The sequence below is a fragment of the Streptomyces sp. CBMA152 genome (assembly GCF_014596475.1).
Classification (GTDB): domain Bacteria; phylum Actinomycetota; class Actinomycetes; order Streptomycetales; family Streptomycetaceae; genus Streptomyces.
Genome location: NZ_MECJ01000015.1, coordinates 222,644 through 243,810 on the forward strand (window position 1 = coordinate 222,644; position 21,167 = coordinate 243,810).

General features: G+C 69.6%; 15 protein-coding genes and 1 tRNA gene. 6 read left to right on the top strand and 10 right to left on the bottom strand.

The features are described 5' to 3' along the window. Positions 1-15: 15 nt before the first annotated feature. The 3 genes from pepN to BG418_RS14350 all read left to right on the top strand — a co-directional run bounded on the left by pepN (position 16) and on the right by BG418_RS14350 (position 5,491). On the top strand, positions 16-2,502 hold the full coding sequence (gene pepN, locus BG418_RS14340) for an aminopeptidase N (protein ID WP_188274207.1): 2,487 nt from the start codon (positions 16-18) through the stop codon (positions 2,500-2,502). A gap of 218 nt (positions 2,503-2,720) precedes the next feature. After that, on the top strand, positions 2,721-4,085 hold the full coding sequence (locus BG418_RS14345) for an aminotransferase class V-fold PLP-dependent enzyme (RefSeq protein WP_188274208.1): 1,365 nt from the start codon (positions 2,721-2,723) through the stop codon (positions 4,083-4,085). Continuing rightward, complete coding sequence (locus tag BG418_RS14350) at positions 4,082-5,491, top strand: lysine N(6)-hydroxylase/L-ornithine N(5)-oxygenase family protein (protein WP_188274209.1); 1,410 nt, start codon at positions 4,082-4,084, stop codon at positions 5,489-5,491. The genes BG418_RS14345 and BG418_RS14350 overlap by 4 nt, the downstream gene beginning before the upstream one ends. Before the next feature lie 118 nt (positions 5,492-5,609). Here the strand turns inward: BG418_RS14350 and BG418_RS14355 are convergent, their stop codons facing one another. After that, on the bottom strand, positions 5,610-7,430 hold the full coding sequence (locus tag BG418_RS14355) for a bifunctional UDP-sugar hydrolase/5'-nucleotidase (RefSeq protein ID WP_188274210.1): 1,821 nt from the start codon (positions 7,428-7,430) through the stop codon (positions 5,610-5,612). A gap of 213 nt (positions 7,431-7,643) precedes the next feature. Further along, positions 7,644-9,773: an NPCBM/NEW2 domain-containing protein gene (locus BG418_RS14360; protein WP_188274211.1), complete on the bottom strand. Its 2,130-nt coding sequence runs from the start codon at positions 9,771-9,773 to the stop codon at positions 7,644-7,646. A 238-nt stretch (positions 9,774-10,011) separates the two neighbouring features. On the opposite strand from BG418_RS14360, the gene pyk reads away from it, so the two are divergent. Both pyk and BG418_RS14370 read left to right on the top strand, forming a co-directional pair. After that, the gene (gene pyk, locus BG418_RS14365) at positions 10,012-11,448 is read left to right on the top strand and encodes a pyruvate kinase (RefSeq protein ID WP_188274212.1); all 1,437 of its coding nucleotides are present in this window, start codon (positions 10,012-10,014) and stop codon (positions 11,446-11,448) included. A gap of 148 nt (positions 11,449-11,596) precedes the next feature. Continuing rightward, on the top strand, positions 11,597-12,562 hold the full coding sequence (locus BG418_RS14370; RefSeq protein WP_188274213.1) for a DUF4331 family protein: 966 nt from the start codon (positions 11,597-11,599) through the stop codon (positions 12,560-12,562). Between the two features lie 20 nt (positions 12,563-12,582). On the opposite strand, the gene BG418_RS14375 is transcribed toward BG418_RS14370, so the two are convergent. Further along, positions 12,583-12,655, bottom strand: a tRNA-Leu gene (locus BG418_RS14375). 102 nt (positions 12,656-12,757) lie between these two features. Between BG418_RS14375 and BG418_RS14380 the strand changes: the two genes are divergently transcribed. Further along, positions 12,758-13,411: an ANTAR domain-containing response regulator gene (locus tag BG418_RS14380; protein ID WP_188274214.1), complete on the top strand. Its 654-nt coding sequence runs from the start codon at positions 12,758-12,760 to the stop codon at positions 13,409-13,411. Positions 13,412-13,590: 179 nt separating this feature from the next. On the opposite strand, the gene BG418_RS14385 is transcribed toward BG418_RS14380, so the two are convergent. From BG418_RS14385 to BG418_RS14415, 7 genes are all read right to left on the bottom strand, one after another. Continuing rightward, positions 13,591-14,307, bottom strand: coding sequence for an ABC transporter ATP-binding protein (locus BG418_RS14385; RefSeq protein WP_188274215.1), 717 nt, complete (start codon positions 14,305-14,307; stop codon positions 13,591-13,593). Further along, positions 14,304-15,254, bottom strand: coding sequence for an ABC transporter ATP-binding protein (locus BG418_RS14390; RefSeq protein WP_188274216.1), 951 nt, complete (start codon positions 15,252-15,254; stop codon positions 14,304-14,306). The genes BG418_RS14385 and BG418_RS14390 overlap by 4 nt, the downstream gene beginning before the upstream one ends. A gap of 5 nt (positions 15,255-15,259) precedes the next feature. Next, positions 15,260-17,047 carry a branched-chain amino acid ABC transporter permease gene (locus BG418_RS14395; RefSeq protein ID WP_188274217.1) on the bottom strand — a complete coding sequence of 596 codons (1,788 nt, stop codon included), beginning with the start codon at positions 17,045-17,047 and terminating at the stop codon, positions 15,260-15,262. Positions 17,048-17,052: 5 nt separating this feature from the next. Beyond that, the gene (locus BG418_RS14400) at positions 17,053-17,985 is read right to left on the bottom strand and encodes a branched-chain amino acid ABC transporter permease (RefSeq protein WP_188274218.1); all 933 of its coding nucleotides are present in this window, start codon (positions 17,983-17,985) and stop codon (positions 17,053-17,055) included. A gap of 143 nt (positions 17,986-18,128) precedes the next feature. Beyond that, positions 18,129-19,352 carry a branched-chain amino acid ABC transporter substrate-binding protein gene (locus BG418_RS14405; protein WP_188274219.1) on the bottom strand — a complete coding sequence of 408 codons (1,224 nt, stop codon included), beginning with the start codon at positions 19,350-19,352 and terminating at the stop codon, positions 18,129-18,131. A gap of 617 nt (positions 19,353-19,969) precedes the next feature. Further along, entirely contained in the window at positions 19,970-20,629 is a 660-nt protein-coding gene (locus tag BG418_RS14410; protein WP_188274220.1) for a hypothetical protein, read from the bottom strand. 55 nt (positions 20,630-20,684) lie between these two features. Further along, positions 20,685-21,152 carry a PaaI family thioesterase gene (locus BG418_RS14415; protein WP_188274221.1) on the bottom strand — a complete coding sequence of 156 codons (468 nt, stop codon included), beginning with the start codon at positions 21,150-21,152 and terminating at the stop codon, positions 20,685-20,687. Between the last annotated feature and the right edge of the window lie 15 nt (positions 21,153-21,167).

Sequence of the window (21,167 nt, forward strand, 5' to 3'; positions counted from 1 at the left end):
GGCAGCATGGCCCCCATGTCCGTACTGACGCGCGACGAAGCGCAGACCCGAGCCCAGCTCCTCGACGTACAGCGGTATGCGATCGAACTCGATCTGACCACCGGCGAGGACACCTTCGACTCCCGTACCGTCATCCACTTCACCGCGCGCGCGGCCGGGGACACGTTCGTCGAGGTCAAGCCCGCCGTTCTGCGTTCGGTCAGCCTCGACGGGCAGCCGCTGGACCCCGCCTCGCTCGTCGAGAACCGGATCGCGCTCACCGGCCTCGCCGAGGGCCCGCACGAGCTGCGCCTGGACGCGGCCATGACGTACTCGCACACCGGTGAGGGGCTGCACCGCTTCACCGACCCGGTCGACGGCGAGACCTACACGTACACCCAGCTGTTCATGGAGGACGTGCAGCGCGTCTTCGCCGCCTTCGACCAGCCCGACCTCAAGGCCGCCTTCGACCTCACGGTCACCGCGCCCGAGGGCTGGAGCGTGCTGGCCAACGGCATCACCGAGCGGCAGGAGGACGGCCGCTGGAAGGCCGCCACCACCCCGCTGCTGTCCACCTATTTCGTGGCGCTCGCCGCCGGCCCCTTCCACTCGGTGACCACCGAGCACGCGGGCCTGCCGTTCGGCCTGCACTGCCGCCGCTCGCTCGCGCCCTATCTGGACGCCGACGCCGACGAGCTCTTCGAGATCACCCGGCAGTGCTTCGACCGCTACCACGAGAAGTTCGACGAGCCGTACCCGTTCGACTCCTACGACCAGGCCTTCGTGCCCGAGTTCAACGCGGGCGCGATGGAGAACCCCGGTCTGGTCACCTTCCGGGACGAGTTCATCTACCGCTCGGCCGTCACCGACACCGAGCGCCAGACCCGCGCCATGGTCATCGCGCACGAGATGGCCCACATGTGGTTCGGCGACCTCGTCACGCTGCGCTGGTGGGACGACATCTGGCTGAACGAGTCGTTCGCCGAGTACATGGGCTACCAGACGCTCACCGAGGCCACCCGCTTCACCGACACCTGGGTCGACTTCGGCATCGTGCGCAAGGCCTGGGGCTACGACGCCGACCAGCGCCCCTCCACCCACCCGGTCGCCCCGGACCCGGACGCCGTGCCGGACACCGCCTCCGCGATGCTCAATTTCGACGGCATCTCGTACGCCAAGGGCGCCTCGGCGCTGCGCCAGCTGGTGACCTGGATGGGCGAGAAGGACTTCCTCGCGGGCATCAACACCCATTTCAAGCGGCACAAGTTCGGCAACGCCACGCTCGCCGACTTCATCGACAACCTCGCCTCGGCGACCGACCGTGACGTGCACGGCTGGGCCGAGAGCTGGCTGCGCACCACGGGCGTGGACACGCTGACGCCCGTCGTCGAGGAGGCCGAGGGCTCCTGGACCCTCACCGTCGACCAGGACGGCAACCGGCCGCACCGGATCGCCGTCGGCGCGTACGACATCGACCGGTCGAGCCCCGGCCGTCTCGTGCTGCGCGAGCGTTTCGAGATCGACGTCCCGGGCGCGCCCCTGACCCGCACCGGCGCCCGCCCGGCGCTCGTCCTCCTCAACGACGGCGACCTCAGCTACGCCAAGGTGCGCCTGGACGAGGAGTCCTCGGAGACGGCCTTCCGTACCCTCTCCGGCCTGCCGGACCCCCTCGCCCGCGCGGTCGTCTGGAACGCCGCCCGTGACATGGTCCGCGACGGTCAACTGGAGCCCGTCGCCTACCTGGAGACGGCCCGCGCGCATCTGCCGTACGAGTCGGACCTCGCCAATGTGCAGGGCGTCCTCACCTTCGCCGCCGCGCAGGCCGCCAACCGCTACCTCGCCCCCGACGCCCGCCCGGCCGCGCTCGCGCTGCTCACCGAGCTGACCCGGGACCTGATCCGGCGCACCGAGGACGGCGACAACCCCGGCCTGCGGCTCACCGCCGTACGCCACTTCATCGACTGCGCCGCCCAGCCCCACACCATCCAGGAGTGGCTGGCCGACGGCAGCGTGCCCGGCGGCCCGGAGCTCGACCCCGAGCTGCGCTGGCGCGTCCTGAACCGCCTCGCGGTCCTCGGCGCCACCGACGAGGCGGCGATCGCGGCCGAGCTCGCCCGCGACCCCAGCGCCACCGGCGAGGAAGGCGCGGCCCGCTGTCGCGCGGCCCTGCCCGACCCGGCGGCCAAGGCGGCCGCGTGGGCGGCCATGTTCGAGGGCGACGAGCTCTCGAACTACCTGTTCACGGCCACGGCCCAGGGCTTCTGGCAGCCCGAACAGGCCGATCTCGTACGGGAGTACGTGGCGCGCTTCTACGCCGACGCGGTGCCGCTCGCGGACCGGCGCGGCCCCGCGATCGCGGAGGCGGCGGGCCGTCACGCCTTCCCGCACTTCGCGATCGACGCGGAGGCGGTGTCTCTGGGCGAGGCGTGCCTGGCCCGCGAGGACCTGCTGCCGGCCCTGCGCCGCAAGCTCGCCGACCAGGTCGACGACCTGCGCCGGGCGCTGGCGGTACGGGAGTCGTAGGCGCACGACGGGAGGTCCGGGGCCCGGGGGTGCAGGCCCTCAGCAGCAGTCCAGAGGCCCCAGGGGGGTGACGCTCATACCAGCGCGCCACCCCCCAACACCCCACCTCCGCAAGGCAGTACCACTTTCGGGTTGAGATCGTTGTGCAGGGCAGCCGCACCACCGCGTGACGCAGCACGCTGGTGGGGCCGTCGTTCGCCCACCCGAAGGACCCCCCCATGCACACCCCGCCCCTCGCCGGCGGCCCCACCGGCCCCGCCGCCCTGCGCCCCCTGATCGGTGTCGTCCTCGACGCGCTGCGGGACGGCGCGGTGGCCCGGGGCGGGCCGCTGCCGGGAGGCGGACCGCAGGCCGTCGCGGTGCGGGTGGCGGCCGCCGTACGGGAGGTGTTCCCGGCCGAGGGCACCGGCGCCGAGGAGGCGCTCGCCAGCCTCGTCCGTACGGTGGCGGAGGGCGCGGCCGACCCCGCCGACCCCCGCTGTGCCGCCCATCTGCACACACCGCCGCTCGCGCTCGCCGCCGCCGCCGACCTCGCCGCCGCCGTCCTCAACCCGTCCCTGGACTCCTGGGACCAGGCACCCGCCGCCGCCGAGCTCGAAGGCCATGTCACCCGAGCCCTGGCCGCCGAACTCTTCGGCGGCGGCGACGCGTTGGTCACCACCGGCGGCACCGAGTCCAACCAGCTCGCCCTGCTCCTCGCGCGCGAGCGGCACGGCGCGGTCCAGCTGGTGTGCGGCGCCAACGCCCACCACTCCGTCCCGCGCGCGGCCTGGCTGCTCGGACTCCCCGACCCCGTCGTCGTGCCCGCCCCCGCCGGCACCCTCGACCTCGCCGCGCTCGACGACGCCCTCACCGATCTGCACCACCCCGTCCTCGTCACCGCCACCGCCGGGACCACCGACACCGGCGCCGTCGACCCGCTCCCCGAGATCGCCGACCTGTGCGCACGGCACGGCGCCGAGCTGCACATCGACGCCGCGTACGGCGGACCGCTGCTCTTCAGCCCGACCCATCGGGCCCTCCTGCGCGGGATCGAGCGAGCCCACTCGGTCACCCTTGACCTGCACAAACTCGGCTGGCAGCCCGTCGCCGCCGGGCTCCTCGCCGTCCCCGACCCGGCCCGCCTCGCCGCGCTCGCGCACACCGCCGACTACCTCAACGCCGACGACGACACCGAGGCGGGCCTGCCCGATCTGCTGGGCCGCTCCCTGCGGACCACCCGCAGACCCGACGTACTGAAGATCGCCGTCACCCTCCGCGCGCTCGGCCGCGCCGGGCTCGCGGACCTCGTCGACCGCACGATCGGGGCGGCGCACACGTTCGCGGACCTCGTCGAGAAACATCCCGCCCTTGAGCTGTACGGACGCCCCGCGCTCTCCACCGTCCTGTTCCGCCCGGCCGGCGCCCCCGACGACGAGGTGGCGCACATCCGCCGGGCGCTGCTCACCGAGGGCCGCGCCGTGCTCGGCCGGGCCCGCGCCGACGGGCGGCTCTGGCTCAAGGCCACCCTGCTCAACCCCTACGCCACCACCGACGACCTGGCCCAGCTTCTCAAGATCGTGGAAGGCAGCATCCCCCGATGACCGCACCGGCACTCGCCCCAGACCTGGACCACCCATACGACCTGGTCGGCATCGGAGTGGGCCCGTTCAACCTCTCGCTCGCCGCCCTCGCGCACGGTGTCCCCGGCGGCCTCTCCACCGCGTTCTACGAGCAGCGCCGCGCCTTCCACTGGCACCCCGGGCTGCTCATCGAGGGCGCCACCCTCCAAGTCCCGTTCCTGGCCGACCTGGTGACCCTCGCCGACCCGGCGAGCCCCTGGTCGTTCCTGAACTATCTGCGCCACCGCGAGCGCCTCTTCCCGTTCTACTTCGCCGAGCGCTTCCACATCCAGCGCACCGAGTACGACGCGTACTGCCGCTGGGTCAGCGAGAGCCTGCCCGGGCTGCACTTCGGGCACCAGGTCGACGCGGTCCGCTGGAACCCCGAACGCGAGCTGTTCGAGGTCGACTTCACCCAACTCGACGTGCACGGCCAGGCCGAGGCGCTCGGCCGCAGCTACGCCCGCAACCTGGTCCTCGGCGTCGGCACCGAGCCGTACGTACCGGAGTCGCTCAAGCCCCTCGCCGAGGCGCCCGCCGTGCCTGTGATCCACTCGGCGGACTACCTCGACCACCGCGAGCGCTTCCTCGCCGCCGACCACGTCACCGTCGTCGGCTCGGGCCAGTCCGGCGCCGAGGTCTTCCTCGACCTGCTGCGGGCCCGCCCGGCGGGCAAGGAGCGGGTGACCTGGCTCGCCCGCACCGAGACCTTCGCGCCGATGGAGTACTCCAAGCTGGGCCTCGAACACTTCACGCCCGACTACACCCGCTACTTCCACGCCCTGCCCGAGCCCATGCGCGACCAGCTCGTGCCCCGCCAGTGGCAGCTCCACAAGGGCATCGACGCGGACACGATCGCCGCGATCCACGACGAGCTCTACCGCCGCACCCAGCACGGCGGCTGGCCCGACGCGACCCTCACGCCGGGCGTCACCGTCCGTACCGCGGGCCGGGTCGCCACCACCAAGGTCGAGCTGCACCTGGAACACGTCCAGCAGGGCGCGCGCTCGCGGCTCACCACCGACGCGGTCGTCCTCGCCACGGGTTACCGCGAGCGCCCCCTGAGCCGCATGCTGGCCGGACTCGACCCGTACATGCGCCTCGACTCCTCCGAACGCCCGCGCATCGACGCCGACTTCAGGCTCGTGCTCGACAGCTCGGTCACGGGCGCGGTCTACGTCCAGAACGCGGAAAAGCACACCCACGGAGTGGGCGCCCCCGACCTGGGCCTGGCGGCCTGGCGCAGCGCCCGCATCCTGAACACCCTGACGGGCAAGGAGCCCTACCCGCTCCCGACCCGCACGGCGTTCACGACGTTCGGCCTGACGGAAACACCGCAACCCCGCCCGACAAAGACACCAGAGGGCCTGATCCCGCTGGAGGGGTAGGGGAGGTTGCCGTCAGGGGGCCAGGGGAGCAACGCGATCAGCCTGCGCACCCCCCGGACAATCAGGGGCGCGGGGAACTGCGCGACCAGCCCCCCACGCCCCGCAGCCGAAAGCGAACCTAGAAGACCGGCACCCCGTCGCGGACGAGCTTCCAGTCCACGGAAGCAAACGCGGCGGGATCAATCGTCCCCTTCGCCTTCACCCACGCAATGATCGTGTTGCGAATCTCGTCGGAGTTCGCCCACACCTGCTTGGCCGTGGCGACATGCGGGAAGCCGCCACCACCATTGGCGCGGTAGTTGTTCACCGCGAGCACGAACTGACCCGCCGGGTCCAGCGGCTTGCCCTGGAACGACAGGTTCACGATCCGCGACCCGGCCGGCTTCGCGACGTCGATGTCGTACGTCAGCCCCGACACCGCGTCGTAGTTGTAGTCCGGCGTGTTGTCCGCGTTCGTCAGCTTCGACGTGTCGACGGGCGCACCGGCGGGCGTCTGCACGTAGTACCGGGCCGAGAACTCCAGGTAGTCCTTGAGCTGCGCACCCGTCAGCAGACGGGCCTCCATCGTGTTCTCGTACGGGTAAAGACCCGCCGCGTCCTTGATGGTGATCGTCCCGGCCGGAATCGCGGCGGTCCGCGAGAAGCAGGACGCCTGCGACAGCACCGGCAGCGAGGCGTACGCGCCACCCGCGAGCGCCGCCTTCACCGTCTCCGTCTGCACCGTGCTGATCAGGTCGATGATCGGCTCGTCCTTCCAGGCCGCCTCGGCCGTGGTCATGGCCGTCTTCGACGTGCCGATGACCTGGTTGACGTACGCCACGACCTTCTCGTGCTCGGCCCGCACCAGCTTGGCGACGACCGGGTCCTCGTCGGCGGTGTTGGCGTTGAGCACGTCCGCCTTCACCGACGTGACCTGCCACTGGCCGTGCGAGAGCTCCAGCTCGAAGTCGAAGACGCTCAGGCGCATGCCCCACATGTACGGCTCGGACAGCACCACCGACTTGCCGGTCTCGGCGTTCACCACCGTGCGCGAGGGCACCTCCTTGTGGGTGTGGCCCACCAGGATCGCGTCGATGCCGGGCACCTGCTCCGCAACCAGCGACGACGCGTTCTCCGGGTACGGCAGCGCGTCGCCGTACGAGGTGCTGCCGTCGAGGCCCGAGTGGTCCGTGCAGATCACGACGTCACAGCCGAGCGCCCGCAGCCGCGGCACGTACTTCTTCGCCTGCTCCACCAGACCCGGGAACGTCATCTTCCCCTGGACGTTCGCCTTGTCCCAGATGGCGATGCCGGGGTTGGTCAGACCCAGGATGCCGACCTTGACGTCCGGCGCGCCGTGCACCTTGAGCCGCCGCACCGCGTAGGGAGGGAACGCGGGCTTCAGCGTCTTCGCGTCCAGCGCGTTCGCCCCGAGCAGCGGGAAGTGCAGCTGCTCCTGGAACGCGCGCAGGGTGGGGATGCCGTAGTTGAACTCGTGGTTGCCGAGCGCCGCCGCGTCGTAGCGCATGTGGTTCATCGCCAGCGCCATCGGGTGCTTGGGCCCGCGCTTGCCGTGCGTGCCCGTGATCGGCTCCACGCGCGCGTAGTAGTACGAGAGCTGGGTGCCCTGGATGATGTCGCCCGCGTCGATCAGCATCGTGTTGTGGTGGCCCTTGTCCTCCCGCACCTGCTTGACCAGCGTCGCGACCTTCGCCAGGCCGACGTCGTTGTGCGCCTTGTCGTCGTACTCCTTGTCGGTGAAGTAGTCCCAGTTGAAGACGTGGCCGTGCAGGTCGGTGGTGCCCATGACCGTGAACGAGTACCGCTTCGGCGGACGGCCGTGGCCCTTGCCGTGGTGCTGCTCTTCGGCCTCGGCGGGGACCGCGACGCCTCCGGCGATCGCGACGCCGGCCCCGGCGGCGGCCGAGCTGCCCAGGAACGTCCTACGGTTCAGCGGCATTTCATGCACTCCCTGACGGTGTGTTACGCGCGTAGACACGCTCGACGCGCGTAGAAGGTCGAGAGGATTTTGGCGCAGAACTGCCGTTCGCAACACCCCTCTCAGGTTTCTGTTCGATGACCTGGAGAAGTCACGCGCCTCCTTACCCACGGATACACGGACGCCCGCCGCCCACGCGCGCGTGGCGCGGGACGGCGGGCGCTCGGTGATCGCTTACGCGCAGGTGAGCCGCGGCCCCGCCCAGTCGGCGTGGTCGTAGTCGATGCCGTCCCCGGCGTCGGTGACCACCAGGCGCACCTCCATGGCGCCGGTCACATCGGCGGTGAGCTGCTTGGCCGCGTCCGCCGAGGTCAGCGTGCCGCTCTCGGCGACGAGCGTGGAGTCCCGCCAGATCTGGAAGTCCACCGAGCCCTTCGTGGTGACCTCGTCGTCCACCCCGACCGCCGTGGTCAGCGAGGAGCAGGTGCCGCCCAGGTAGTACGCGACGGAGCTCGGCGCGTGGGTGCCGAGGCCCTTCGCGTACACCGTTCCGTTGATCGTCAGCGGTGTGCCGTCACCGGCCGCCTGCTCGCCGTTGCTGCGGTCCTTCTCGACCGGACCCCAGCCGTTGGTGGCCGATTCCCACGTCAGGTCGCTGATGTCATGCGTACCGGCCGAGGGGCCGTGGCCGCAGGCCAGCTTGGCGTCGGCCCAGTCGGCGTGGTCGAAGTTGATGCCGTCGCCGCCGTCCGTCACCACGAGCCGCAGCTTGGTGCCGCCCTTGAGGTCGGCGGTCAGGTGCTTGGGCGGATCGGCGGCCGTGCGCAGCCCGCTGTCGGCCACCAGGGTGGAGTCGCGCCAGATCTGGAACACCACGGATCCGTTGTTCGTTACCTCGTCGTCGACGCCCACGTCGACCCCGAGCGTGGAGCAACTGCCGCCCAGGTAGTACGAGATGTCGCTCGGCGCGTGCGTGCCCAGGCCCTTGGCGTACGTGACGCCGCCGATGGTCAGGGTGTGGCCGTCGCCCGCCGCCTGCTCGCCGTTGCTGCGGTCTCGCTCGACCGGACCCCAGCCGCCGACCGCCGACGTCCACGGCAGGTCGCTGAGCTGGTTCACGCCGGTCGGCGGCGGCACCGGACTGCCCGGCGTCACCCGGAACATCACCGTGCCGTGCGCGGGCACGGACGCGCTGATCGCGTTCTTCGTCGTACTGGTCGCCTTCGACCACAGGTCCTTGAGCGCGTACGACGAGGCGCCGCCGATGCCGATGTCCTTCACGGTCGTCGAGATGGTGCGGGCGCTGGTGTTCTCATTGGTGAGCGTGACCGAACGGCCGCCGTCCGCAAGGGGCTTGGACATCACGACCAGGCCGCCGGAGTTCGACACGACCGTGCCCTGCTTGCCGAGCGCGTCCTGGTCCACCGCGATCACGTCGGTGTTCTTCAGGATCGCGAGCGTCGAGGCGCTGGCGCTGCGCAGGTCGCTGCCGATCAGCAGCGGCGCGGCCATCTGCGACCAGAGGCTGAAGTGCGTGCGGTACTCGGTGTCCGTCATGCCGCCGTTGCCGACCTCCAGCATGTCGGGGTCGTTCCAGCCGCCGGGGCCCGCGTACGGCGCGAGCGACTGGTTCTGGTGCGCGATGGAGATCATGCTCGACCAGTTGTCGCTGATGTCGCCGGTGGTCCGCCAGGAGTTGCCGACGTTCGGCGCCCAGGTCCAGGGCTGGTTGGAGCCCCACTCGCAGATGCTGTAGAGGATCGGGCGGCCGGTCGCGCGCGTGGCGGTCTTCAGGGCGTCGCCCATGGCCTTGTAGCGCTGCTGCGCGTCCACGCCGCTGTTGTTGCAGTTGTCGTACTTGAGGTAGTCGACGCCCCACGACGCCCACAGATTGGCGTCCTGCTGCTCATGGCCGAGCCCGCCGGGAAAGCCCTGGACGTCGCAGGTCTTGGTGCCCGCGCTGGAGTAGAGCCCGAACTTCAGGCCCTTGGAGTGCACATAGTCGGCCACGGCCTTGATCCCGTGGGGGAAGCGCACGGGATCGGGCACGAGGTTGCCGCTCGCGTCCCGGCTGGGCAGCGCCCAGCAGTCGTCGATGTTGACGTAGGTGTACCCGGCGTTCTTGAGGCCCTGCGAGACGAACGTGTCGGCGATGCCCTCGGCCATGGCCTCGTTGAACTCGGCCCGGCAGTGCGTGGAGTTCCAGTTGTTGAACCCCATCTGCGGGGTGCGGGCCTGGCCGTTGTCGACGGCCGCGGCGGGCGGTGCGGCCGTGGCGGCGAGGGCGACCAGGCCGCCGGCGAGCAGGGGGATCGTGGCGAGTGCGGTGCCGGCCCGTTTTCTGAACTTTCTGAACGATGACATGTGCGGCTCCGTCGGTGTGGTGGCGCCGAATTCAACGAGCTCAAACGAAAACGAACATATTTCAGCGTCAGGACCGGAACATGTCAAGGGTGTGCGCCGGGTCCGAAGGCAGTGCTTTCCGCTCATCGGAGCGCCCCGGCGCACAATTCAACAGTTGTCAATAAGCCTTCATGCAAAGGTTGTTGAGTAGTCATGCGGGACGAATTCTCTACCGACCGGTAAGCCCTAGGCTCGAAGCATGCGCCGAGCAAAGATCGTTTGTACCCTGGGGCCCGCCACCGACACGTACGACCAGATCAAGGCACTGGTCGAGGCCGGAATGGACGTCGCCCGCTTCAATCTCAGCCACGGCACGTACGCCGATCACGAGGAGCGGTATCACCGCGTCCGCAAGGCGTCCGACGAAACGGGCCGCAGTATCGGTGTACTCGCCGACCTTCAAGGCCCGAAGATTCGGCTCGGGCGTTTCCGTGAAGGTCCCGTACTCCTTGAACGCGGCGACGAGTTCACCATCACCGTCGAGGACGTCGAGGGCGACCGCCACACCTGCGGCACCACCTACTCCGGCCTCGCCGAGGACGTCACCCCCGGCGAGCGCGTCCTCGTCGACGACGGCAAGGTCGCCCTGGAGGTCGTCGGCGTCGACGGACCGCGCGTGCGCACCCGCGTCGTCGAGGGCGGCATGGTCTCCGACCACAAGGGCCTCAACCTGCCCGGCGTCGCCGTCTCCGTGCCCGCGCTCTCCGAGAAGGACGTCGACGACCTGCGCTGGGCCCTGCGCACCGGCGCCGACATCATCGCGCTCTCCTTCGTCCGCAGCGGCCGCGACATCGAGGACGTCCACCGCGTCATGGACGAGGAGGGCCGCCGTATCCCCGTCATCGCGAAGATCGAGAAGCCGCAGGCCGTCGACAGCATCGACGACATCGTGGCCGCCTTCGACGGAATCATGGTGGCGCGCGGCGACCTGGGCGTCGAAATGCCGCTCGAACAGGTCCCGATCGTCCAGAAGCGCGCGATCAAGCTGGCCAAGCGGAACGCCAAGCCGGTGATCGTGGCGACCCAGATGCTCGACTCGATGATCGACAACTCCCGCCCCACCAGGGCCGAGGCCTCCGACGTGGCCAACGCGGTCATCGACGGCACGGACGCGGTGATGCTCTCGGGCGAGACCAGCGTCGGCAAGTACCCCATCGAGACGGTCCGCACGATGGCCCGCATCGTCGAGGCCGCCGAGGAGGACGTGCTGGCCAAGGGCCTGCCGCCGCTCACCGAACGCAGCAAGCCCCGCACCCAGGGCGGCGCGGTCGCCCGCGCGGCGGCCGAGATGGGCGACTTCCTCAACGCCAAGTACCTCGTCGCCTTCACCCAGTCCGGCGACACCGTCAAGCGCCTCTCGCGCTACCGCTCGCCGATCCCGCTGCTCGCCTTCACCCCCGACCCGGCCACCCGCTCCCAGCTCAACCTCACCTGGGGCGTGGAGACGTTCCTCGGCCCGCACGTCGAGTCCACGGACGCGATGGTGGCCCAGGTCGACGAACAACTCCTGAAGATCGGCCGCTGCGAGCGGGGCGACATCGTGGTCATCACGGCCGGCTCCCCGCCCGGGGTCCCCGGCTCGACCAACCTCGTGCGCGTCCACCACATCGGCGAGGACGACAGTCCGAAGAGCTGACACACCGTGCGACGGGTGTACGAGAGCGCGTCATGCGGTCGTACGAGTAAGGGGCGCATCGCCCACACCGGGGAGCGGGCCGGGCCGAAGGGATGACCCGACGGCCCGGTCCCGACGTCACGGGCCGCGCCGCCAGCAGGCTGACGCCATGTCACATCACCTCAGCGGGCCCGACCTCCGCTCACCCATGGGCGACGCGCGCCTGGACCTCACCGACCTGTTCGCCTTCACGGTGCCGGGCGGCCGCACCGTCCTGATCATGAACGTCAACCCCGACGCCCCCACCGGCGGACGGGCCTTCCACCCCGACGCCGTGTACCGGATCAACATCGACACCGTCGGCGACCACCAGGCCCACATCGCCTACAGCTTCACCTTCTCCGACCCCGCAGACGACGGCGAGCAGACCCTCACCGTCCACCGCGCCACCGGCGAGGAGGCCCGCGCCCACGAAGCCGCCGGCACCCCGCTGTTCGTCGACGCACCCGTCAGCTTCGGCCCGCACCCCGTGGTCACCGAGGCGGGCCCGTACATGGTCTCGGCCGGGCTGCGCAGCGACCCGTTCTTCGCCGACCTCTTCGGCATCGTCAACGACTTCCAGTGGACCGGCACCGACTGGGGCGCCGACAAGAACGTCTTCGGCATCGTCCTCGAAATGCCCGACATGGAGCTCGGCGCCCAGCCGGTAATCGGCGTCTGGGCCCGCGTCAGCGTGCACCAGGGCGGGGAGCTCACGTCGGTGGACCGGGGCGGGCACCCCTCGCTCACGGCGTACTTCAACGCCGAGGACGCCAAGGACGCGTACAACGCGGGCGAACCGGTCGACGACTGGGACACCTACCTCGCGCCCTGGACGGCCGTACTGCGGCACACCGGCGGCTACAGCGAGGAACTGGCGGAAGAGGTTCTGCGCACGGTGCTGCCCGACATCCTGCGCTACGACCGGAGCAAGCCCGCCGCGTATCCCAACGGCCGAACTCTGACGGACGACGTCACATCGGCGCGGCTCGCCATGGTCTCCGGCGGGAAGGTCCCCACGGACCACATCGGCCCGCACACGGACCTGCTGCCGGAATTCCCGTATCTGGGCACGCCACACCTCAAGGAGGCGTGACCATGGATTCGCTCGAAAAGTACCCCGGGTCGGATTCGAACCGACGCTGGATGGTGTTTGAGACCATTGCCTCTACCGCTGGGCTACCGGGGCATCCTTTAAACCAAAGGTAGGCGGCTACCCGCCGTGACCACACCTTACCGCAGCTGGGTACGCTCTTGGGAAGCAGTACTTGCCCCGCACTTAGGAGCCCCCGTGACCGCCCCCGAGTCGCCCCAGCCCGCCGCCGACGACGACCAGTCGCACGTCCCGCCGCTGACGACCCGCGTCGTCATCGCCGAGGACGAGGCGCTGATCCGCCTCGACCTCAAGGAGATGCTCGAAGAAGAGGGCTACGCGGTCGTCGGCGAGGCCGGGGACGGGGAGAAGGCCGTCGCGCTGGCCCGGGAGCACCGGCCCGACCTGGTCATCCTCGATGTGAAGATGCCGATCCTGGACGGCATCTCCGCCGCCGAGCAGATCGCCAAGGAGTCCATCGCGCCGGTCCTGATGCTCACCGCGTTCTCGCAGCGCGACCTGGTGGAGCGGGCGCGGGACGCGGGGGCGATGGCGTATCTGGTGAAGCCGTTCTCCAAGAGCGACGTGGTGCCCGCGATCGAGATGGCGGTGTCGCGCTTCACCGAGCTGAAGGCGCTGGAGCAGGAGGTCGCGGATCTCTCCCAGCGCCTGGAGACGCGCAAGCTGGTCGACCGTGCCAAGTCGATTCTGCAGACGCAGTACGGGTTGACGGAGCCGGCGGCGTTCCGGTGGATCCAGAAGACGTCCATGGACCGCCGACTGTCGATGCAGCAGGTCGCCGAGGCGGTCATCGAGGACGCGGAAGAGAAGAAGGCCGCGAAGGGTTCGTAGCGGGTTGTTCGGCTGCGGGTTGTCTGTGGCTGGTCGCGCAGTTCCCCGCGCCCCTAAAAGCCTGGCCCGTACCGCCTTGCTCGGCGGTACGGGCCAGGCCCTTGTTTTTCAGGGGCGCGGGGAACTGCGCGACCAGCCCCCACCGGCCCGCAGACAAAGACCCGCATCCTCGCGGAGCGCTAGTCCTCGCCCAGGTACGTCTTGCGGACGTTCTCGTCGTGGAGGAGGTCCTGGCCGGAGCCGGAGAGCTTGATCTCGCCGACCTCCATGACGTGGGCGTGGTCCGCGAGGGACAGCGCGGCCTGGGCGTTCTGCTCGACGAGCAGGATGGTGGTGCCCTGGGCCTTGAGCTCGACGATGGTCTCCATGATCTTCTGCATCATGATCGGGGAGAGGCCCATCGACGGCTCGTCCAGCATCAGCAGCTTGGGCTGGGACATGAGCGCCCTGCCCATCGCGAGCATCTGCTGTTCACCGCCCGAGAGGGTGCCGGCGGCCTGCTTACGGCGTTCGCCCAGGATGGGGAACATGTCGTAGGCACGCTGGACGTCCTTCTCGATCCCGGCCTTGTCATTGCGGAGAAACGCTCCGAGCTGGAGGTTCTCGGCGATGCTCAGCCTCGGGAAGATATGCCGTCCCTCGGGGGAGTGGGCGAGGCCCAGCGAGACGATCTTGTGCGCGGGGATGTTCGCGAGTGGCTTCCCGTCGAACAGCACCCTTCCGGCCGAGGGCTTGAGGAGCCCCGACAGGGTGCGCAGCGTGGTGGTCTTGCCGGCGCCGTTGGTGCCGATGAGGGTGACGACCTGCCCGGCCTCGACGGTGAAGGAGATCCCCTTGACGGCCTCGATCTTGCCGTAGGCGACGCGGAGGTCCTCGACTTCCAGAAGTGCGGTCACTGGGAGTCTCCTTCAGTACGGGTCGTTCCTGGAGCGTCGGCCTCGGCCGGTTCCTCGGCGGCTTCGGCGGCCTCGGGCGCGGCATCCGATACCGCGTCCTCCCTGTCGCCGCCTCCGGCGGCCTCCGCCGCCTCCACCTCCGCGATCTCCTCCGCGCCCGGCGCGCCCTCGAACGGGGTGCCGAGGTACGCCGCGATGACGCGCTCGTCGCCCTGGACGACGTCGGAGGTGCCCTCGACGAGCTTCTCGCCCTGGAGCAGCACGGTCACCCGGTCGCACAGGTTGAAGATGAAGCGCATGTCGTGCTCGATGACGAGCACGGCGATGCCCATGTCCCGGATGGCGAAGACCATCTCCTCGGTGGCACGGGTCTCCTGCGGGTTCATTCCGGCCGTCGGCTCGTCCAGGAGCAGCAGGCCGGGCTCGCTCGCCAGCGCCCGGGCGATCTCCAGCTTGCGCTGTTCGCCGTAGGGAAGGTTGCGGGCGAGGTGGTCGGCCTTGTGCTGCAGACCGATGAACTCCAGGAGTTCCATGGCCCGTTCACGCGACTTGGCCTCGGCCTTCTTGAAGCCGGGGCCGCGCAGCAGCGCGGACCAGAGGCCTTCCTTGGTCCGGGTGTGCCGACCGACCAGGACGTTCTCCAGGACGGTCATGTTGGCGAAGAGCCGGATGTTCTGGAAGGTGCGCGCGATACCGGCCTGGGTGACCAGGTGCGGCTTGGGCGGCAGCACGGTCCCCTTGTACGAGACCTTGCCCTCGGTCGGGACGTAAAGGCCCGTGAGGCAGTTGAAGAAGGTGGTCTTGCCGGCGCCGTTGGGGCCGATGAGACCGACGATCTCGCCGCTGTTGACGGTGAGGTCGACGTTGCGGACGGCGGTCAGACCGCCGAAGCGCATGGTGACGCCGGACGCTTCGAGCACCGGGCTGGGGGCGATGGTGGTGGTCATGATGGTTACGCCTCCGCCTTGGTGACGCCGACGGTGGTGTCCGGGAGCCCTTGTTCGGGCACGTCCAGTTGGCCGGTCTCGTGGAATTCGAGCTGGCGGCGCCGGTTGGCGACGATGCCCTCGGGGCGGAACCGCATCAGCAGGACGAGGGCGACACCGAAGCCGAAGAGTTCGTACTCCTTGAGGAAGCCGAGCTTCTCGGGGATCAGGTAGAGCAGTGCCGCGCCCAGGAGCGGGCCGCTGACCGTGCCCATGCCGCCGAGGACGACGGCCGCCAGGAGGAACGCCGAGTTGGGCGGCGCGGCTCCGGCGAACTGGAACGGGCTGGGCACCACGCTGTAGTTGACGTGGGCGAAGACCGTACCGGCGAGGCCCGCGAGGGAGGCGCCGAGGGCGAAGGCGATGAGCTTGACCCGGAAGCCGTTGATGCCCATGGCGGTCGCGGCCGTCTCGTCCTCGCGGATCGCGATCCAGGAGCGGCCGATACGGGAGTTCGCGGCGCGGTTGAAGACGAGCACGATCAGCGCCGTGATCAGCAGCATCAGGAACAGGTAGTTGCCGAAGCGGCCGATCGTACGGCCCGCGATCTCATGGGCGCTGCCGAGGTTGAACCCGAAGATCTCCAGGTCCGGGATGTTGGCGATGCCGTTGGGGCCGTTGGTGAGGTTGGGGCCGGAGCCGCCGTCGAGGTTGTTGACGGTGATCCGGAAGATCTCTCCGAAGCCGAGGGTGACGATGGCGAGATAGTCGCCGCGCAGCCGCAGGGTCGGGGCGCCGATGATGACGCCGAAGACAAGGGATGCGCTCATGCCGATCAACGCGGCAGCCCAGAAGGGGACTTGGACGCCGGAGAACCGGGAGAACTCGGAGCCGGAGACCAGGGCGGCCGCGTACGCGCCGACGCCGAGGAACGCCACGTAACCGAGGTCCAGCAGTCCGGTGAGGCCGACGACGATGTTGAGGCCGAGGGCGACGGTGCCGAAGATGAGGATGTTGGCGCCGAGGTTGGCGTTGTGGTCCTCGCTCTGGGTGAAGGGGAAGATCACGGCCGCCAGGAAGACGGCGGTGGTCGCGAACCCCTTGTGCCGCACGTTGAGTACGGTGAACCGCTCGAAGAGCCCGGCGGCGAACAGCGCCATCGATCCGAACAGCACGAGCAGCAGCAGACCGATGAAGGTCTCGCTCTCGTCGTCGTTCACGCCGATGCCGTACGTGAACACGACCAGGCCGAGTGCGGTGGCCAGGGAGATGATCACGCGCTGGGCCCAGCCGGGCAGCGGCGCGGCGGGCGGGATGTCGTCCGGCTTGGCGATGTGGTCGCGCAGGGACCTGCCGGGGCGCGGCAGGGCCAGCGCCCCGATCACCGGAACGAGCGCCGCCACGGCCGCGATGTACGCGCCGGGTTCGAGGTTGGCGAGGCCGCCGAGGTCGTACGAGATGGCGATGGCGGTGAACCAGACCACCGCGAACGCGGAGACCGCCGCCAGGAGCACGGGGTTGTGGGAGCGGCCCGGGTTGAGCCAGCGCAGACCCTGGATGTCCCACAGGTTGAGGGCGTAGAGCAGGGTGAGCGCCGCGCCGACGATGGTGAGGGTCTGCAGTCCGGCCGGGTAGCCGGTGACCGTGAGGTCGCCGGGGAAGTCGGCGGTCCAGGTCCACGCCAGGAACGTGGAGGCGATGGTGGCGACGGCGCCGACCGCGACGAGCAGCCGGGCGACGGGCGCGGGCAGCGGGACGAGACCGCGCTGCTCGGTGGCCGCTTCGGTGACGCCGTTGGTGGTGCTGGTGGTCATGTCGATCACGCCCTGTCCGCGACGCGTTCGCCCACCAGGCCCTGTGGCCTGAAGAGCAGGACGAGGATGAGGAGGACGAAGGCCCAGACGTTGGCCCAACCGGAGCCGCCGAGCTGCTGCATCCCGGGGACGTTGGCGATGTAGGCACTGGCCATGGTCTCGGCGAGGCCGAGGACCACGCCGCCGATCATCGCGCCGTAGATGTTGCCGATACCGCCGAGGACCGCGGCGGTGAACGCCTTGAGACCGGCCTGGAAGCCCATCTCGTACTTGATGGAGCCGTACTTGAGGCCCCAGGCGATACCGGCGACCGCCGCGAACAGACCGCCGATGGCGAAGGCGATCATGATGATGCGGTTGGTGTCGATGCCCATCAGCTGGGCGGTGTCCGGGTCCTGCGCGGTGGCCTGCATGGCGCGGCCGGTGCGGGAGGAGCGGACGAACAGGGCGAGCGCGGCCATGCAGAGCGGCGCCGCCGAGATCAGGAAGATGTCACCGGTGCCGAAGGTGACCGACCCGATGTGGAAGGGGCCGCCGGGGATCTGCGGGAAGTTCTCGTCGCTCTTGGCCTTCGGGTACCAGTTGAAGACCGCCTGCTGGAGCGCGAGCGAGAGTCCGATCGCGGTGATCAGTGGCGCCAGGCGTGGCGCGCCGCGCAGTGGTCGGTAGGCGAACCGTTCCGCTCCCAGTGCGATGAGTACGGAGACGATCGCGCCGCCGATGAGCATCAGGGGGAGGGCTATCCACATGGATATGCCGTCGGGGAGCACATAGAGATAGACCGTGAGGCCGCCGAAGGCGCCGGTCATGAAGATCTCGCCGTGCGCGAAGTTGATGAGCTGGACGATGCCGTACACCATCGTGTAGCCGATGGCGATCAGCCCGTACATCGAGCCGAGGAGCAGCCCGTTGGCCAGGTTCTGCGGCAGAGTGTGCACCGCAAGGCCTCCATGGGATGGGGAGCGTGCAGGAAGTAGACGTCGGGCCGCGCGGTCGGACGGGTGGTCGTGGCCGCGCGGCCCTGTTGTCGTGCGGTGGATCAGGTGTCGCTGTGGATCAGGTGGTGCTGGCGCGGGCTGGATCAGCCGGCGTTGTACGTGCCGCTCTTGACGGCCTTCCACTTCCCGTTGGTGACCTGATAGACGGTCAGCTGCTTGTTGGTGGTGTCGCCGTACTGGTCGAAGGCGACCGCGCCGGCGATGCCCTGGAACTGGGCCTTCTGGACCTCGTCGACGATCTTCTGACGGGCGTCGGACGGGACCTTGCCGTCCTTCACCACGTTGCCGACGGCCTTGATGATGGCGGTGGCGGCGTCGTACGAGTAGCCGCCGTAGGTGCCGTAGTCGCCCGGGTACTTCTTGTCCTTGTACGTCTGGATGAAGGTCTTCGCCGCGTCCAGGGTGTCGACCGGGACGCCGACGGAGGTCGCGAGGTCGCCCTCGGCCGCCTTGCCGGCGGTGGTGATGAAGGTGTCGCTGTAGATTCCGTCGCCGCCGAAGAGCGGGATCTTGGCGCCGGAGTCCTTGAGCTGCTTGGTGACGATCTGGGCCTCGTCGTACTGGCCGCCGTAGTAGACCAGGTCGGCGCCCGAGTTCTTGATCTTGGTGACCAGGGCGGCGAAGTCCTTGTCGCCCACGTTGACGTGGTCCTCGCCCGCGACCTTGCCGCCGGCCTTGGTGAAGCCCTGCTTGAAGAGCGTGGCCAGGCCGGCGCCGTACGTCTGCTTGTCGTCGACGACGAAGACGTTCTTCTTGTGGAGGCCGTTGAGGGCGTAGTCCGCCGCGAAGCCGCCCTGGATGGCGTCGGTGGTGGCGGTGCGGAAGTAGGTCTTGAACGGGCGGGTCTTGTTCCCGGCCGCCCAGTCCTTGCCCTGGGTCAGGGTGGGGTTGGTGTTCGAGGGGGAGATCTCGACCAGGTTGGCGGTGGCGAAGACCTGCTGCATGGTCAGGGCCACGCCGGAGTTCAGCGGGCCGACCACACCGAGGACGTCCTTGTCGGCGACGAGCGCGGTGGCGTTCTGCTGGCCGGTCGGCGGCAGGGCCTTGTCGTCCAGGGCCTTGACCTTGAAGGTGACACCCGGGACCAGCTTCTTCGCGTTGGCGTCGTCGACGGCGATCTGTACGCCGTACTGGATGCCGAGGCCGGTCGCGGAGTTCTGGCCGGTCAGGGGCGCGTCCACACCGATCACGACGGTGGTGTTCTTGTCGCTGCTTGAGCCGCCGCCGCCGCGCGACCCGCAGGCGGTGAGGGTGAGCGCCCCCGTGGTGAGCACGGTGGTGAGTATGAGCAAGGAACGGTGTCGCACGATATGTCCTCTCCCTGGCGCGACGCCTCCGCTGAGGCGCCGTGTGACTCGCCGGGCCGTACTGGGGTGGTACCGGTGGCCGTGCAGCAGACGCGCCCGGCGGCGCGGTGACTGGCCGTGACTCTAAGCGCAGGTGACCGAGTCGGGGACCAGGGAAGGTCAGGATGTGACTTTCTTGTTATGGGGAGCGGACACCGGCGCGGGAACTCTGTGGACAGATGGGGGCATTGGTGAGGTGGAGGGGTGCCCACATGCTGAGAATTCCCAGTTCCGCTAAGGGGCTTGGGTCGTTCTTGCTACTGACACCGGCATGTGCCGGGTCTTGAAGGTCTTGTGCGTGCCACCTGGATCTATGCGCTTTCCGCGCCGTCCTCGCGGCGGCGTACCGGAGCAACTGATCCCGTTTGCGTAATTCGCGCATGTTACGGAGCGTTACGGTCGGGAGTGGCCGGAAGGCTTCTCCGCGGGGGTGTGGGCGGGGTGACGGATGTGGCGGCCGGAGGGAGCGAGGCGCGCGCGGTGGGTTGTCGTTCCGCCCATCTAAGAGGAACCGGAGGCGTTCGTACCGTGGTGCGGCACGCTGTCCGGTTCCCGACGGGGTCGCCGTGGGGGGAACGTTAGGGCGTCACGATCGGTGACACAACTGCCGTACGGGTCAAGGGTGTTGACGCGCAGATGGTGTGCAGGTAGCGGGAGAGGTCGCTGGCGTAGCGCCCGTCGAAGAGGTAACTGTGCTGCTCGGTCGCGTAGTTGTTGGTCAGCGTCGTATCCAGGTACGGCAGATCCGGGTCGAGCGGAAACCCGGAGCAGGCGCGGGCGGTGAGCCGCACGACCACGCGCACGGTACCGCCTGCGGGCACGGTGAAGGGCACGGCGGGAACGGTACTGGTCCCGATCTCCGGGAACGCCTGGGCGAGTTGATCAACCGTCACGGAACCGTCGTGCCGGGGATCGGTGGTGAGCAGGAACGCGAACACGGCCGAGGCCTTGTACGCGGCGATCGGCTCGTCGAGTCCCACGTAGTGGAGCGAGACGGTCTGCGCGGGCCAGAACCGGGGGAGCGGGGGGCCGGGGGCCGGGCGGGGGGTGTTGTGGCCGGGGCGGGTGGGCCAGAGGAGGAGGGGCAGGGCGGCGGCGGTGGCGAGGAGGGCGGCGACGAGTCTCCGTCTACCCCGGCCCCGTCCCCGGCCGCCGACCACGTCCGGCGGTTGCGGCGGCCCGGCCCACGGGCCACCGTCGGCCGACTCCTCCGGCTCGACGGGCCCGATGCCGCTCATGCCCGCAGCGTGGCACCGCCCGCCCCCGCCGTAAAGACGGTGCGGCCAGCAGCCGTCAGGCCTTGGCGCCCTCGGCGTCCCGCAGCAGACACGTCAGCCGAGCCGAACACACCCGCTTGCCGTCCTCATCCGTGATGACGATCTCGTACGTCGCGGTGGACCGCCCCCGATGCACCGGCGTGGCCACCCCCGTGACCAGCCCACTCCGCACCCCGCGGTGATGCGTGCAGTTCAGGTCGACACCCACCGCGACCTTCGAGATGCCCCCGTGCAGCATCGCCCCCACGGACCCCAAGGTCTCCGCGAGCACCGCCGAGGCACCGCCGTGCAGCAGCCCGTACGGCTGGGTGTTCCCCTCGACCGGCATCGTCCCGACGACCCGCTCCGCCGAGGCCTCCAGGACCTCCACGCCCATACGGGTGCCGAGGTGACCCGCGGAGAACAGCGCGGGAAGGTCGATCCCCAGCGCCGCGTACTCGTCGATGACCTCCTGCGGGAACTTCACCTTGCTCTGCTCACCCATGGGCGGGACTCCGAT